The sequence below is a fragment of the Pseudomonas sp. MF08831 genome, from assembly GCF_059862645.1.
Genome location: NZ_JCBCUX010000001.1, coordinates 721,308 through 736,406 on the forward strand (window position 1 = coordinate 721,308; position 15,099 = coordinate 736,406).

At 50.5% G+C, this 15,099-nt stretch carries 12 protein-coding genes and 1 pseudogene; 11 read left to right on the forward strand and 2 right to left on the reverse strand.

Annotated elements, in window-relative coordinates:
* Positions 1-16 precede the first annotated feature (16 nt).
* From gmd to AC19YS_RS03410, 8 genes are all read left to right on the forward strand, one after another.
* Positions 17-1,051 (forward strand): GDP-mannose 4,6-dehydratase, encoded by a 1,035-nt coding sequence (gmd, locus tag AC19YS_RS03375; RefSeq protein ID WP_500600918.1) that lies wholly within the window; start codon positions 17-19, stop codon positions 1,049-1,051.
* Positions 1,052-1,146: 95 nt separating this feature from the next.
* A complete protein-coding gene (locus AC19YS_RS03380) occupies positions 1,147-2,100 on the forward strand; it encodes a GDP-mannose 4,6-dehydratase (protein ID WP_200622708.1) in 954 nt (317 codons plus the stop codon).
* Positions 2,101-2,108: 8 nt separating this feature from the next.
* Positions 2,109-3,302 (forward strand): glycosyltransferase family 4 protein, encoded by a 1,194-nt coding sequence (locus AC19YS_RS03385; RefSeq protein ID WP_234452459.1) that lies wholly within the window; start codon positions 2,109-2,111, stop codon positions 3,300-3,302.
* 145 nt (positions 3,303-3,447) lie between these two features.
* A complete protein-coding gene (locus AC19YS_RS03390; protein WP_200622705.1) occupies positions 3,448-4,566 on the forward strand; it encodes a glycosyltransferase in 1,119 nt (372 codons plus the stop codon).
* Between the two features lie 312 nt (positions 4,567-4,878).
* A complete protein-coding gene (locus AC19YS_RS03395) occupies positions 4,879-5,922 on the forward strand; it encodes a glycosyltransferase family 2 protein (protein ID WP_200622704.1) in 1,044 nt (347 codons plus the stop codon).
* A complete protein-coding gene (locus tag AC19YS_RS03400) occupies positions 5,922-6,260 on the forward strand; it encodes a DMT family transporter (protein ID WP_200622703.1) in 339 nt (112 codons plus the stop codon). Before AC19YS_RS03395 ends, AC19YS_RS03400 begins: the two co-directional genes overlap by 1 nt.
* Before the next feature lie 25 nt (positions 6,261-6,285).
* Positions 6,286-8,364 carry an ArnT family glycosyltransferase gene (locus AC19YS_RS03405; protein ID WP_234452452.1) on the forward strand — a complete coding sequence of 693 codons (2,079 nt, stop codon included), beginning with the start codon at positions 6,286-6,288 and terminating at the stop codon, positions 8,362-8,364.
* A 246-nt stretch (positions 8,365-8,610) separates the two neighbouring features.
* Positions 8,611-9,579 carry an acyltransferase family protein gene (locus AC19YS_RS03410; protein WP_500600921.1) on the forward strand — a complete coding sequence of 323 codons (969 nt, stop codon included), beginning with the start codon at positions 8,611-8,613 and terminating at the stop codon, positions 9,577-9,579.
* Between the two features lie 258 nt (positions 9,580-9,837).
* On the opposite strand, the pseudogene AC19YS_RS03415 reads toward AC19YS_RS03410, so the two are convergent.
* Both AC19YS_RS03415 and AC19YS_RS03420 read right to left on the reverse strand, forming a co-directional pair.
* Positions 9,838-10,946: pseudogene (locus AC19YS_RS03415) on the reverse strand (IS256 family transposase).
* Complete coding sequence (locus tag AC19YS_RS03420; protein WP_200622701.1) at positions 10,922-11,710, reverse strand: CPBP family intramembrane glutamic endopeptidase; 789 nt, start codon at positions 11,708-11,710, stop codon at positions 10,922-10,924. Before AC19YS_RS03420 ends, AC19YS_RS03415 begins: the two are co-directional and overlap by 25 nt.
* A gap of 421 nt (positions 11,711-12,131) precedes the next feature.
* On the opposite strand from AC19YS_RS03420, the gene AC19YS_RS03425 reads away from it, so the two are divergent.
* The 3 genes from AC19YS_RS03425 to rfbA all read left to right on the forward strand — a co-directional run.
* Positions 12,132-12,992, forward strand: coding sequence for a DMT family transporter (locus AC19YS_RS03425; RefSeq protein WP_200622699.1), 861 nt, complete (start codon positions 12,132-12,134; stop codon positions 12,990-12,992).
* A 570-nt stretch (positions 12,993-13,562) separates the two neighbouring features.
* Positions 13,563-14,459, forward strand: coding sequence for a dTDP-4-dehydrorhamnose reductase (rfbD, locus tag AC19YS_RS03430; protein WP_500600924.1), 897 nt, complete (start codon positions 13,563-13,565; stop codon positions 14,457-14,459).
* Between the two features lie 2 nt (positions 14,460-14,461).
* Positions 14,462-15,099: glucose-1-phosphate thymidylyltransferase RfbA (gene rfbA, locus AC19YS_RS03435; protein ID WP_500600926.1), on the forward strand; the 638-nt coding region annotated here is incomplete at its 3' end.

Sequence of the window (15,099 nt, forward strand, 5' to 3'; positions counted from 1 at the left end):
TAATAGGGAGCTACACGTGAAAAAAGCAATTATCACCGGCATCACCGGCCAAGACGGTGCCTACCTTGCTCAGCTCTTGCTGGAAAAAGGCTATACCGTCTACGGCACCTACCGCCGTACCAGCTCTGTCAACTTTTGGCGCATGGATGAGCTGGGTGTCACCCAGCACCCTAACCTGCACTTGGTTGAATACGATCTGACCGACCTGTCCTCCAGCATTCGCCTGCTGCAGACCACCGAAGCCACCGAGGTTTACAACCTTGCGGCCCAAAGCTTCGTGGGCGTGTCCTTCGACCAGCCGGTGACCACTGCCGAAATCACTGGTCTTGGCGCGGTCAACTTGCTGGAAGCCATCCGTATCGTTAACCCGAAAGTGCGCTTCTATCAAGCCTCTACCTCGGAGATGTTCGGCAAGGTTCAAGCGATTCCGCAGATCGAAACCACGCCGTTTTACCCACGCAGCCCCTATGGCGTTGCCAAGTTGTACGCGCACTGGATGACCATCAACTACCGTGAGTCCTACGGTATCTTTGGTGCCAGCGGTATCTTGTTCAACCACGAGTCGCCACTGCGCGGTCGTGAGTTCGTAACCCGCAAGATCACCGACTCCGTGGCCAAGATTACCCAGGGCAAGCTGAACGTCCTGGAGCTGGGCAACATGGACGCCAAGCGCGATTGGGGTTTCGCTAAAGAGTACGTGGAAGGTATGTGGCGCATGCTGCAAGCCGATGAACCGGATACCTTTGTTCTGGCGACCAACCGTACTGAAACGGTACGTGATTTTGTATCGCTGGCTTTCAAAGCTGTCGATATCAACCTCGATTGGAAAGGCGAGGGTGACCAAGAGCACGCGATTGACGCAGAAAGCGGCAAGACGGTGGTGCAGGTGAATCCGAAGTTCTACCGCCCGGCTGAAGTGGAACTGCTGATCGGCGACCCGGCAAAAGCTAAGGCAAAACTGGGTTGGGAGCCAAAAACCAATCTGGAGGAACTGTGCCGGATGATGGTGCAGGAAGACCTGCGCCGTAACGAACAAGGCTTTTCGTTCTAAGGCCAAAAGCGCAATCACTTGCGTTGTAAGCGGGCGGGTTCGTGTTCGAACCCGCTCCGTCCTACTCATGTTATTCAGGCCAAAGGTGAATTGCGGTGAAACATGTTCTGTTGACCGGAGCTAATGGCTTTGTCGGTAAAGTACTGCTCGACCAACTATTGGCTGCAGGCTACCGAGTAAGCTGTGCTTGTACTACGCCTAGCGTGTCACCCCGTGCAGGTGTCGAACAGGTTGTATTGGATATCCGAGATCCAAGCGCTTGTGCAGCGACGCTGGAGCGGTTAAGCCCAACCCATATTATCCACCTGGCCGCCATTTCCCATGTGCCGACCAGTTTTCGCGACCCTCTGCTGACCTGGAATACCAATGTGATTGGTAGCCTGAATCTGCTCGAAGCCATTAAGCAGAAGGCACCGGATGCATTCGTCGTGTTTGCCAGTTCTTCGGAAGTGTACGGAGAGGTCTTTAAGGCCGGCGTAGCGCTGGACGAAAGTAGCCCGTGCTTGCCGATGAACCCTTACGCCGCCAGCAAACTGGCTGCGGAGTTGGCATTTGAGCAATACTTCAAGCAGGGCGTTCGAGGTGTCATTGCGAGGCCCTTCAATCACATCGGCAGCGGCCAGTCGCCCGACTTTGTGACCGCTTCGTTTGCTCGCCAGATTGCGCTGATCGAAAGTGGCAAACAGGCCCCTATCATGCAAGTCGGCAACCTTGAAGCTTGCCGTGATTTTCTCGATGTGCGTGATGTGTGTGCCGCTTACTTGCAGTTGCTGGAATTGAGCGATGGTCGTGATCATCCACGGCTGTTCAATATCGCATCGGGGCAGGCGCGCAAAATTCGCGATATTCTTGATGAGATGATCAGTCAGAGCGCCGCCAGTATTTCCGTGGAGCTCGACCCACAGCGCTTGCGGCCGTCTGATATTCCGTTTGCGGTGGGTAACTGTGACCGCATCCGCAACGTGCTCGGCTGGCAACCAGCTACCCCGCTGAAAGACACCCTGGCTTCGTTGCTGGCTGACTGGCGTTTGCGTGTGGTGGCTGAATAGTGAAAGTGATGATGGGCACGGAGTCGTTGCGGCCTCCCTTGACCGGTATTGGCAATTACACGCTCAACTTGCTGAGAGAATTTAACACGCTCGAGGTTATCGAGGCCGTGGATTGTTTTAACGGTGATAGATTCTCTCCCGCTTCAGAGGTCTTGAAGGGGCACGACTGCTTCACGCAGCCTGCCCCCGTCGTCAGCCCCAATGGCGGATGGAAGAGCAAACTACGCAGTTCTCTACGCTCGTTACCTTTGGCTTATCGCCTCAAGGCGGCGTGGTCTGAATCGCGGTTCAAGCAGGGTAGCCGTACGCGTCGAGACTTTGTCTATCACGAGCCCAATTTCATTCTCAAACCTCATGACGGCCCTAGCGTAACCACCATTCATGACCTCTCATTCGTCAGTCATCCTGAATTCCACCCAGCGGAGCGAGTGGCCTGGTTGAATCGCCAGCTCCCGCGCACGCTCGACCGTGCGGATTTCGTTATTACTGACTCAGAAGTTGTGCGCGCGCAGTTGATTGAGCAATTCAGCGTAGCGCCTGATCGGGTGACAGCTATCTATCTTGGCGCCGATTCCCGCTTTATAGCACGTAATGAAGAGGCGACCAGATCGGTGTTGGCCAAGTATGACTTGGTACATGGTCGCTATTTGGCGTTTGTGGGAACAATTGAACCGCGTAAGGGGCTTTCCGTATTGCTGGATGCATGGGATCGCCTGCCCGAGGTACTTCGTCGCCATTGGCCTTTGGTCATTGCCGGCGCACCAGGCTGGCGGAATGCGGATTTGATCAATCGCATCTTGGCGATGCAAGCGAAAGGCGAAGTTCGCTTTCTTCAATATGTTAGTTCACACGACTTGCCATTTATCTATGCGGGTGCTGCTACCTTCATCTATCCATCCATTTATGAAGGATTCGGCTTGCCCGTACTAGAAGCCATGTCCAGCGGTGTACCCGTTATTTGTGGGGCAGGAACTTCAATGGCCGAATTTTCCAATGGCGCCTGCAGGTTATTCGACGTCGAAGATGCTGCGGTACTGGCGACGGCCATCTCTGAACTTATAGAGGATCCGGCGTTGCGTACCCGCATGGCCTACGACGGCAAGATCCGCGCGAGTGAATTTTCCTGGTCGCGTTGCGCGCAGGAAACCCTAAAGGCCTACGTGAAGGCGAAGGGCTCTGCTTACCCATTGAATTCATTATAGTAAAAGAGCTCCGCTGCGGATGCAGATACCAGCGCAATGCTATTTGAAAACCACGTCCGTTTGAATATTTTACGACGTCTACGAAACGAAAGGCGAATGAGCTGACATCTATGCAAGATGTTCCTCAAGCCGATATAGGTGCTGTTTGAAGATACTACATTTTTACAAAACCTTTGCCGCCCACCAACATGGGGGCGTGGAAATGTTTATTCGCCATCTAACCCATGCAACAAGTCAGCAAGGGTGTGAAAACGTTGTGCTTTCTTTAGCACCGGAAGGGGCGTCGTCGGAGGAAGGACCGGCTTATCGACTGGTTCATGCCAAGGAAGACTTTAATCTGGCATCTACGGGTGTCTCGCTGTCTTCTTTCAAGGTTTTTGCTGAGCTCGGCAAGTCAGCGGATATTATCCATTACCACTTTCCGTGGCCGTTTATGGACGTCGTGCATTTTGCCACGCGCCTGAAGAAACCAACGATCGTAACTTATCACTCTGATATTGTTCGCCAGAAAGTACTAAAATGCTTTTATACGCCCTTGCAAAATGCATTTCTAAATAGTGTTGATGCTATTGTAGCCACGAGCCCAAACTACCTGAAAAGTTCGCCGATTTTAGCGAAATATCCGAATAAGACCAGCGCAATCCCGATCGGCCTGGAAGAGTCTATGTATCTACCGGTTCAGCCAGAAAAAGTGGCTGAATTAAAGTTGCAACGTGGCCGTTTCTTCTTATTTGTCGGAGTGTTGCGTTATTACAAAGGATTAGAGTTTTTGCTTCAGGCAGTTGAGGGCAGAGACTGGCCTCTCTTGATAGTAGGCGCCGGGCCGTTGGAGCAGGAATTGATGAGGGTGGCAGCCGAGAGGAAGCTGCATCATGTGCACTTCATTGGGCAGGTGAGTGAGCAGGAAAAAGTCAATTTATTGGCCGCCTGCTACGCGGTGGTTTTTCCATCACACCTTCGCTCGGAGGCGTTTGGTATAAGCCTCTTAGAGGCATCCATGTTTGGTAAACCCATGGTATGCAGCGAAATAGGCACGGGGACCAGCTACATCAATCAGCACCAGATTTCCGGCCTTGTGGTGCCACCCAAGGACGCACTTGCAATGCGGGCAGCGATGACGCAGCTATGGGAGTCGCCAGTGCTCGCTGAGCGTTTTGGACTAGCTGCAAGGGAGCGCTATTTGGAAGTTTTTACTTCTCGTAAGATGGGGGAAGAATACATGAAAAAATATGCTGAGCTTTTAAGCTCCCCAGCAAATAACTAAAGAGACGCGTGTTAAGCGTATTTAGCGGGCCTCGGTTGTTGCCAAGGGAGTGAAATCCAGTGAAAGACCGGGTAAATCAGCGGGTTATTCAGGGCCATGGGGGGGATTATTCAGCATGCCGTCACCCTCTCATGATTCAATCCGTTATAATTTTGTGACAGGTTTACACCGCTCGGTCCTACGGATATGGGCTGCCCAGCCAATGCATTTCAGAGTCGACCGCCCTTGAGCGCGTTTACCTCTGTCACTTGGCATTTTATTTTTTGTAAATTTGATCCATTAGTAGACTGAGACCAGCAGGGAAACTGAAATATGACCACCGCCCACCAAGACCAGTTTGAGCAAAGCTTCATCGGCGCAGTTGAAGCGGATCAGCGTAATAAGATCGCTGTGGTGATCCCTTGCTATAAGGTAATCGCCCACATTTTGAATGTGATCGCAGCAATTGGTCCTGAAGTCGAACGCATTTATGTTGTTGATGACTGCTGTCCGGAAGGTTCAGGGGCCTACGTGGAACAACACTGTACTGATGGGCGAGTTGTGGTTCTGCGCAATCCTGAGAATCAGGGTGTTGGCGGCGCGGTGATGAATGGTTATAAGGCTGCTGTGGACGACGGAATGGACATCATTGTCAAAATTGATGGCGATGACCAAATGGACCCAGGGTTGCTGTTGAACTTTGTGAATCCAATTCTCGATGGTGAGGCAGATTACACAAAGGGCAACCGCTTCTACGACCTCGAAGAAATCCGAGCGATGCCGAAGATTCGCCTATTTGGTAATGCTGTACTTTCGTTCATGACAAAATTTTCTTCCGGTTATTGGGATCTGTTTGATCCAACAAATGGTTACACTGCGATACATCGTGATGTCGCCAAGCACTTGCCCTTTAACAAGATTAGTCGACGCTACTTTTTCGAGACGGATATTTTGTTCAGGTTGAACACGCTTCGCGCGGTAGTCGTAGATATACCAATGGATGCCAAGTACGGTGATGAAGTAAGTAATTTGAAGATATCTAAAGTTGTGGGGGAGTTCTTTGTCAAGCATGTGCGAAATTTTGGCAAGCGCATTTTTTATAACTACTACCTCCGTGACATGTCGTTAGCGTCAATCGAACTGCCCGTAGGTCTGCTGATGCTGGTAAGCGGTGTCATATTCGGTACCTCTCACTGGATAAACTCGATGTACACTGGCCTTCCTACACCGGCCGGCACTGTTATGCTATCAGCCCTGCCAATCATTTTGGGCATCCAGTTTATTTTGGCATTTTTAGGTCAAGATATCGCCTCTGTGCCCAGGAGGGCTTTTCACTTGTCAAAACTGAAATCCAAACCCAAAGCAGGTAATCGCTGATGGTTTATGCAATCGCTGTCTTGTGCGTGTTTGGCATCGCCGCTGGACAAATAATGTTTAAATTAAGCGCTAGTGCTATGCAGCGAGCGGGCACGTTGTTTGACCTGAAAACTATACTTATATTAGGCTCTGCATTTGCTCTTTATGGTTTTACCACGCTGGCTTGGGTGTGGGTTCTTCAGAAAATTGAGTTAGGTAAAGCCTATCCCCTCATGGCGATGGCATTTATTTTAGTGCCTATTGGCAGCTATTTTATTTTAGGGGAACGTTTTCAGACGCAATATTTTATAGGTGTGCTATTTATTATCGTGGGGATAGTGTTGGCGATAAGGTCATAGTTTCATAAAAAAATGGTTTAATTGTATGGGGAAAATTATGCGATCTTTAAGTAGAGAGCAGTCAGCAGCTACGCTTTTAGTTGGCGGAGTTATGGTTGCTGCTCTAATCTTGCTAGTCATGCGATCTGCCGGGCTTTATCCTAGTATTATGGCGGACGAATACATATATAATACTATGTCGCGCTTAAAGCCGATCGCCTCCGCTGAAATTCCAGATTATCTATATCTCTCAGTGTTTAGATTAACCAGTCTATGTGGTGATGGATACCTTGAATGTGCTCGGATTTTAAATACGCTATTTTTCGTATGTTCTGCTCCTTTTATTTATCTTGTTGCTAGACGTTTTTGTGGGTTTAGAATTTCTTTGCTGATTGTTGTCATAAGTATGCTGGGGCCAGTCAATGGTTACACGGCGTACTATATGCCAGAGGCATTATTCTTTTTGTCTTTTTGGGTTGCCATTGCTTATTTTCTAAATTTTGAGAGTCCTGCTCTTCTAAGAAGATTTGTTATCTTAGGGGCTATGGTCGGGGCTGCTTCTTTAATAAAACCACACGCGCTCTTCATGGTTCCGGCGTTTTGTGTCTCCATTATATTTTTTTCCTATTATGATTCAGTAAAGAATTGGTTTGTTAAAGGCATTATAGATTCTTCGATTTTTGGGGTCTTTGTCTTTCTGACTAAATTCGTTATCGGTTATCTAATAGCGGGAAAAGCTGGGCTAACTTTATTCGGTAATTTTTATACGTCCAATTTAGAATCAAATGCATCTTCGCTTCAGAGATATCTCGATATTATTTCTGCAAGCCCGCCCTTGGTGGTTGGCCATATGCTTGCCACGATACTAATGTTTGGTGCTGCGGTTGCGGTTGTAATGTTTGGCGTTGTTAGATCATTCGCACGCAAGATCAGCAAGCCGGAAGATAAGCTGGCTTTTTGTATTGCGATGTTGTTGTTGAATTTGATTGCAGTAGTAGCATTGTTTACCGCTTCAGTTGCAGGCACTACTCTTTATGAAACAGCGTTTAGACTGCACATGCGTTACTACGATTTTCTCTTCCCTTTGTTATTCGTTGCAATTGGATCTCAAATTCGTCGTACTCATGAAGAGTACTTAAAGTATTGGCGTTATGCATCCGCCGTCCTCGTCATAGCTGCAATATGCTATGCAGCGACGACAAAAATGCTTCCTTTCATGCCTAGTTATGTCGATGGACCAGAAATTCGTGGTTACACGTTAAATGCTAAGCTCTTCATGGTGTTAGCAGGCTTGTCCGTGTTCTCAGTGGTGTTGTGGGTTAGGTCTGCACGCGACGGGGCTCTCTTTTTCATGTTTTTATACCTGCCTTTGTCTGTAGTTGTTACGACGATTTATAATAATGTCGAGCTAAGGTCAAGGATGACGATTGACACCTATGACAAGGCGGGGATTTTCACGAAAAACTATGTTCCGAGTAATGAGTTGGCAAAGTTAGTAGTTGTTGGTGACGATGTATCATCGATATTTCGTGTTTTATTTCATTTGGATAATGTGGACGCGGTACGTGATGCTTCTTATATCCCGGGTGTGTCATACACCGCAGCTCAAATGCCTCCTAATAAAAAATGGGTATTGGCTGTTGGTGATGTCGATTTTGCGAAAGACGACTTTGAAGTAAAGCAGCTGAACGGGTTTTCATTGGCAAGAAAGGGATCTGCATATCCAATAATTATTGATTTTAGTAGCGGCTTTTTGCCTTATTCAGTATCGCATGTTAGTGGTATGTCGCATTCGGAAAACTGGGGCGCCTGGTCTAGCGCGTCCGTTGTAACTATGAAATTTGTAAAGCCTTTACCAGAAAAGTTTGAGCTGATTTTAAATGCTAAAGCATTCGGCCCTAATGACGGTAAGGTGTTTAATCTGAGTATTGATGGGCGCAGTTACCCCGTTAAATTGAGTGCGACGAGTGGTGAGTATAAGGTAAATATCGAAAATCCAAATAGCGTTAATGTGTTGTCTGTGGTCGTCCCATTTCCAACTTCTCCCAAACAGCTGGGGATGAGTGAAGATGCAAGGATTTTAGGCATAGGTATCGAGAAAGTGGAAATTTCTAAAATACAGTAGTTGCGTATGTGAGTAGTCGGGAGCAATTAAATTGCTCCCGTTTTTTATGTTTGCTAAGTTGGATTGCGAGTTTTATATTTTTGAATGTCTTTTATCGGGTTTAAGTTTTTAGTCAGGTCGTCTTGTTTGCTGGGTGGGGTTTATTATGCTTGGTATTATTAGATTTTTACTTTCGTTCAGCGTTATTGCTTTTCACTTAACTGCGTCGATACCTAATATTGGTTTGCTGGCGGTTAACTTTTTTATGTGATTAGTGGTTTTTTGATTACTCTGGTTCTCCACGAAACCTATAGATTCAGATTTATTCCTTTCGCTGTTAATCGGTTTCTTAGGCTTTATCCATCTTATTTTGTCATAGCTTTTATTAGTATGCTTTTTGCTCTGGCTCTAGAAGGGTATGCAGACTTTCATGGCTCGTGGAGTGTCTCAACGTCAATTCAAGACTTTATGGGTAATATTTTGATATTTCCTTGGGCTTTTTTTGCGGACGATATAGTTCCTGTAAACTTTACATCCTTTGAGTTTTTACACAGTGTCACGCCGCATTTTCGACTAGTTCCCTCAACGTGGTCGGTTGGGGTGGAAATAGTTTGTTATTTTTTATTATGGTTTTTTTCTGCAAGATATTTATGGTCTACTATCTTTTCTATAGTGGCGGCTTGCGTTTGGCAGTTTTATATATTGCATTCACCTGTTAACCAGATGCTAGCCTACTTTCCGGTTCCCGCGGCGATGTTGCCCTTCTCACTGGGTGCTCTCGCTTACCATGCTATGAAATGTTTTCGTGTGTGGAAACTTTCGGTAGGCCATGCTAGCTTTTTCACGGGTTTGGTGATTTTGCTTTTTATGATTAATTGGTTTTTTTCTCTGTCGCAATCTAAGTTCATTGGGTCTATTTTTTATTACGTTAATGATGTACTTGCATTTTTTGCAGTATTAATTATTAATAGGTCACGGTTTGAAGGCAAAATAGGGAAGGTTGATAGATGGCTCGGCGATTTGGCCTATCCAATGTTCTTAGGGCAGTATGTATTTGGGTTTCTGGCGTGGAAGATTGCGGGTGAAAGTAGCGCTGTCCGTTCGGTTAATGTCTTTTTGGTTGGTGCAGTGCTAACTATATTGGTTAGCGTTCTCTTGGTTTTGGTTGTTGATCGTAGATTGTTAGCAATTCGTAAGTCTGTTCGAGAAATTAATAGTGGAGATGGCGTCCTTTAGAACGCGATTTTTTCTGGCTGCGTTTATAAGTTTTTTCTGAGCAATATAGATGATCTTTGGGCTGGGGTCTTAAGGGGTTTACTTTTTATTCCGAAATGTAATAGCAGCAAGGCCGGGGTAGTAGCCCCGTCTTCTTAATTAGCGTAATTGGGAGTTAATTAAAAAGTCTGCACGACTAGGTGATTTCTGCATGCCCAGAGAGTGTTAGATTTTTTGCGTGCGGGCCGGTAACGGCCTGCCGTCAGGCAGGCCTTAGCTTTACCAGGTCGGCCTGATAAATCGATCTCCGTGCAGGATCGCAAATTGATTCATCGCGATCTTCCAGTCATGGGCTGCACTGCCCCAGTTCGCGGTGATATTGCGTGATCCCAACCAAATCAGCTTCGTCGCAGCATCATCCGTCGGGAAATGGCTTCTGGCCTTGATGATCTTGCGCAACTGAGCACTGATACTCTCGATGGCGTTCATCGTGTAGATCACTTTACGTACGGCCGGGGGGAACACGAAGAACGGGATAAACCGATCCCAGGCACGCTTCCAGGCCTTTGCAACCGTTGGATATTGCTTGCCCCAAGGGCCGGTTTCGAAAGCTAACAGCGCTTATTCAGCGGCGTCAGCGAGGTCGGCTTCAACGCTTTCGCCAGCTCGCGGCGCTTATCCCAAGGCGCATAGTCGAGACTGTTGCGGATCAAATGCACAATGCAGGTCTGCAACGTTGCCTCAGGAAATACCGCGCTCAGCGCTTCAGGCATACCTTTGAGGCCATCAGTTACTGCGATCAAAACGTCCTCGATACCTCGGATTTTGAGGTCGTTGAAAACCTTCATCCAAAACTTCGCACCTTCGGTTGTTTCAATCCAAATACTCAAGATGTCTCGGGTTCCATCTGGCAAGGCACCCAGCGCCAAATAGATTGCCTTGTTGCGAACCAAGCTTCGTCGCGAATTTTGACTCGCAACGCATCGAAGAAAATCACCGGGTACATCGGTTCAAGCGGTCGTTGTTGCCAGGCAGTGACTTCGTCTAAAACCGCATCGGTAACTGAACTGATGAAGTCGTGAGAGACGTCTGTTCCGTACTGTTCAGATAAAAATGCACGGATCTCACGAACCGTCATGCCTCGGGCATACATCGCAATGATCTTGTCGTCGAAGCCCGTAAAGCGGCGCTCGTGCTTCGGGATCAGGATAGCCAAGGTGGTGACCCAGCTCGGTACCAAGGGCTCGCTTAATCAGCGCCTTTTTGAACGCCATCGAGGCATCCTGAATGGCTTCAGCACTCATCGGGCCACTGACGAACTGGTCGACCAGCTCTTTGGGAATGAATGCCCAAAGCTTGCCCTTCAACCAACCATCGGATACACAAATAGCCCAAAATGCAGCAAATTCACCCCAAAATGCGTCACCACCGCCGCTCCCAACCCGCCAAATCTATACGCCAAACCATACCCAACCCCGGCAATCCCAGCCAACAACGTCCACTGCCACCCGGCGCCGACATGCACCAGCCCAAACAACAGTGAAGCCAATAGCAGGGCCAGGTTCTCCCCGTAAGGCAGTTGCTTGAAGCGTCGGCTCAAGCCACCCTGGATATAGCCCCGAAATAACGCCTCTTCTACCAACGTAACTAGCAGCAGGTTATTCAGCACCCAAATCCACGTCTGTTCCGGCCACTTTGGTGCCCAGTTGGTGATCCCCAACAATACCGCGCCGCCCAATGCGGCGACGGCTGTGAGGCTCAAGGCCAGTGCCGTAACGCAAATCGTCAGGCGCAATGAGCGCCGCGCCACAATCCATGGACAGGCCAGCAACAGCCAGAAGCCAATCAGCGGTTTGTCCTGGTTCAGGTACATCGAGAACGGTACGGCGTCAGGTGTAAAGCGCTGCGGGTCAATTGCTCGCCCATTGTAGAAGCCGGGCAGCCAGTGCATCGCCAAGCCCAGGGCCAGTACGATGAACAGCCCATGACCGACGTAACGCGCCCAAGGTGTGCGCTGCTGGCGCACGACGTAGCCAGCGATCAGCAGCAAGGCGACTGACACCGCCGCCAGCGCGCCGAGTTGTCCATAGGTCAAGGCGAGTACATAGCCAATGGAGAGAAGCGCCAGGTACAGCCAGGGCAGAGCGAGCATGTGAAATCCTTGGATAAAAACTGGTCGACATTATAACGACGTGTCTTTGTCTCAAAGTGAAAACTCCTCCACGCGAATAGGCTGCTGCGCGGGTGATTGCAAATTATGTCGACGGCTGGTTATAGTCGGCGCTCTCAAACCCTTCACACAAGATCAGCCCATGCCTGCTTCCCCTCGCATAGCGGTAGTCGATTCAGCGGTCAACGCTGTGGTCGTGCCGCGCGCGAGTAAGCAGCCTGCGCAGATCAGTCACTACCCCCCACCTGTCAGTAGCACGCCGGCGTACGCAGTCGTATCACCGCCGGGTGTCGGCATTTCGGGCTGATCAGCGAATCGCTGTTCCCCTGTGCCCGCCTGAAAAAACCTACTGAGTTTCAGCCTTAGCTGAATTGGCTTTTTTGCCTGATGACAGGTGGTATTCATGTCTGTTCTTTCGAAACAATCCGTGGCCGCGGCGGCCTCGACGAGCCTGTTTGTGCTGCTGTGGAGCAGCGGGGCGATTTTCTCCAAGTTGGGCCTGGCCCATGCTTCGCCCTTTGCCTTTCTGTTGATCCGTTTTGCCCTCGCCCTGGCAGGGTTGGTGATCCTGGTGCCGATCCTCAAGCTGAAATTGCCCCGCCCCGGCAAGCCGATGTTGTATGCGGCGGCAACCGGGTTGGTGCTGTTGGGGGCCTATCAGATTTTCTATCTGCTGGCCATGGACCTCAAAGTGACGCCCGGCGTGATGACAACCATCATGGGCGTGCAGCCGATCCTGACGGTGGTGCTGATGGAGCGTCAGCGTTCGTTAAGCCGCATGTTCGGCCTGACGCTGGGGTTGGCGGGGTTGATCATGGTGGTCTACCAGGGCATTGGGCTGTCGGGCATGTCTCTGGCAGGGATGCTGTTCGGACTGCTGGCGCTGGCGAGCATGACCTTTGGTTCCATCATGCAGAAGCGCATTACTGACAACCCCTTGGGCACGCTGCCGGTGCAGTACCTGGCCGGACTGTTGCTGTGCTCGGTATTTGTGCCATTCCAGCCCTTCCACTTTGAACACGACGCCGGCTTTTATCTGCCGGTGCTGTGGATGGGGTTGGTGGTGTCATTGCTGGCGACGCTGTTGCTGTACCGCCTGATTGCGCGAGGCAATCTGGTGAATGTCACCAGCCCGTTTTACCTGGTGCCGGCGGTAACGGCCGTGATGGACTATCTGATCTTTGGCAATCTGCTCGCGGTATTGAGTGTGCTGGGGATGGTTTTGATCATCATCGGCTTGGCGTTTGTCTTCCGTAAACACTAGAAGGTGAGCATCAAGGGGGCGGTAGATCGCACGCCGAAACGCCCCCTTGGGCATCAGAGGGTCATGTTGTACCTGTAGGGCAATGCTGTAATAATTCCGCCCTTTAGACTGTAAGTTGTTATTTTATATGGGGTAATCGGTGCGTCTGCAGGTGGCGGCGGGCTGAGCAACGCTGCCGGCTTCTGTCGAGGGTTTCTCTCTAGTGACAAAGTCGTGGTTGCAGGCCGTATTTGTTTAAAATCCGTCTCTATACTGTCGTCGTATTCAATGTGGCGGTTTCGTTGGTGCAACGCCTAATTTTCCCCGTTTCGTCGACCTCTTCGTGTTTCAAGCACGCTCAATCAACGTGTTGCTTGCCTGTTAATCGTCGAGGCGGTTTTATCAGACGAGTGCTAGGGTTTGGGTTGGCCGGTGTGAATCGGCAGACGTTGATGGACACTTCTGGGCCATCCTTGCGACATTACTTAAAAGATTTAACTCAATGACTATCTTAGTAACCGGCGGTGCAGGCTTTATCGGTGCAAACGTGGCATTGGGCCGGGTAGTGAAGCACTACTCCGAGCGTTCTGTATGAGAATCTTGCTGCTTGGCAAAAATGGCCAGGCAGGCTGGGAACTCCAACGTAGCTTGGCGCCTTTGGGGCAAGTCCTGGCGTTGCACTCCAAAAGCCCGGACTACTGCGGTGACTTGAAAGATCTGCAAGGGCTGGCGGCTACCGTGCAGCGGTTTGCGCCTGACGTAATCGTCAACGCAGCGGCTTACACCGCCGTCGACAAGGCCGAGAGTGAGCCGGGCCAAGCGCTGCGCGTGAACGCTGAAGCCCCGGCGGTGCTGGCAACAGAAGCCCGAAAGCTGAATGCCTTGCTGGTGCATTACTCCACGGACTATGTGTTTGACGGCCAGGGTGATACGCCGTGGCAGGAAAGCGACCCAGTCGGCCCGCTGAGTGTCTATGGCACCACCAAGCTTCAAGGCGAACAGGCTATCCAGGCGTCCGGCTGCGCGCACCTTATTTTGCGCACCAGTTGGGTGTATGCGGCGCGCGGTAATAACTTCGCCAAGACCATGCTGCGCCTGGCAGCGGAACGTGACAGCCTGAATGTGATCGACGACCAATTCGGCGCCCCCACCGGGGCGGACTTGCTGGCCGACGTCACCGCACATGCCATCCGTGCGGCGCGTTTGAACCCTCAATTGCAAGGCATCTACCATCTTGCGGCAGCCGGTGAGACCACTTGGCACCGGTATGCCCGTTTCGTGCTCGAACAGGCGCAGGCGGCAGGCGTGGAGCTCAAAGTCGCTTCGGCATCCGTCGGCGCGATAACCACGGCCGCTTTTCCCACGCCTGCCAAGCGTCCTGGCAACTCTCGACTCAATACTCAAAAACTGCAGAACGCCTTCTCCCTTTGCCTGCCTGAATGGCAGGACGGCGTGGCACGGATGCTTAAAGAAATTCTAGAGAAATGAACATGCTTAAACGTAAAGGAATCATTTTGGCCGGTGGTTCAGGCACACGCCTGCACCCTGCAACCTTGGCAATCTCCAAGCAATTGCTGCCGGTTTACGACAAGCCGATGATCTACTACCCGCTGACCACGCTGATGCTGGCGGGTATTCGCGACATCCTGATCATTTCCACGCCACAGGACACCCCGCGCTTCGAACAGCTGCTGGGTGATGGCAGCAACTGGGGCTTGAATCTTTCCTACGCCGTACAGGCATCCCCGGATGGTCTGGCCCAAGCTTTCATCATCGGCGAGGACTTTATCGGCAACGATCCGTCGGCGCTGGTGCTGGGCGACAACATCTATCACGGCCACGACTTCAACGAGCTGCTCAAAAGCGCCATGCAGCGTGAGGACGGCGCCAGTGTGTTCGCTTATCACGTCAACGATCCCGAGCGTTATGGCGTGGTTGAGTTCGATGCCCAGGGCAAAGCGATCAGCCTGGAAGAAAAGCCACTGAAGCCCAAGTCGAACTACGCCGTCACCGGTCTGTATTTCTACGACCAGGACGTGGTTGAAATCGCCAAGAGCATCAAGCCGTCGCCACGTGGCGAGCTGGAAATCACCGACCTCAACCGCATCTACATGGAGCGCGGCAAGCT

What these genes read in the sequence shown, in the direction of transcription:
- rfbD (WP_500600924.1), top strand. Translation starts at nt 13,563, where the DNA reads ATGAGAATCTTGCTGCTTGGCAAAAATGGCCAGGCAGGCTGGGAACTC.
- AC19YS_RS03395 (WP_200622704.1), top strand. Translation starts at nt 4,879, where the DNA reads ATGACCACCGCCCACCAAGACCAGTTTGAGCAAAGCTTCATCGGCGCA.
- AC19YS_RS03405 (WP_234452452.1), top strand. Translation starts at nt 6,286, where the DNA reads ATGGGGAAAATTATGCGATCTTTAAGTAGAGAGCAGTCAGCAGCTACG.
- AC19YS_RS03425 (WP_200622699.1), top strand. Translation starts at nt 12,132, where the DNA reads ATGTCTGTTCTTTCGAAACAATCCGTGGCCGCGGCGGCCTCGACGAGC.
- AC19YS_RS03420 (WP_200622701.1), bottom strand. Translation starts at nt 11,710, where the DNA reads ATGCTCGCTCTGCCCTGGCTGTACCTGGCGCTTCTCTCCATTGGCTAT.
- AC19YS_RS03385 (WP_234452459.1), top strand. Translation starts at nt 2,109, where the DNA reads ATGATGGGCACGGAGTCGTTGCGGCCTCCCTTGACCGGTATTGGCAAT.
- AC19YS_RS03400 (WP_200622703.1), top strand. Translation starts at nt 5,922, where the DNA reads ATGGTTTATGCAATCGCTGTCTTGTGCGTGTTTGGCATCGCCGCTGGA.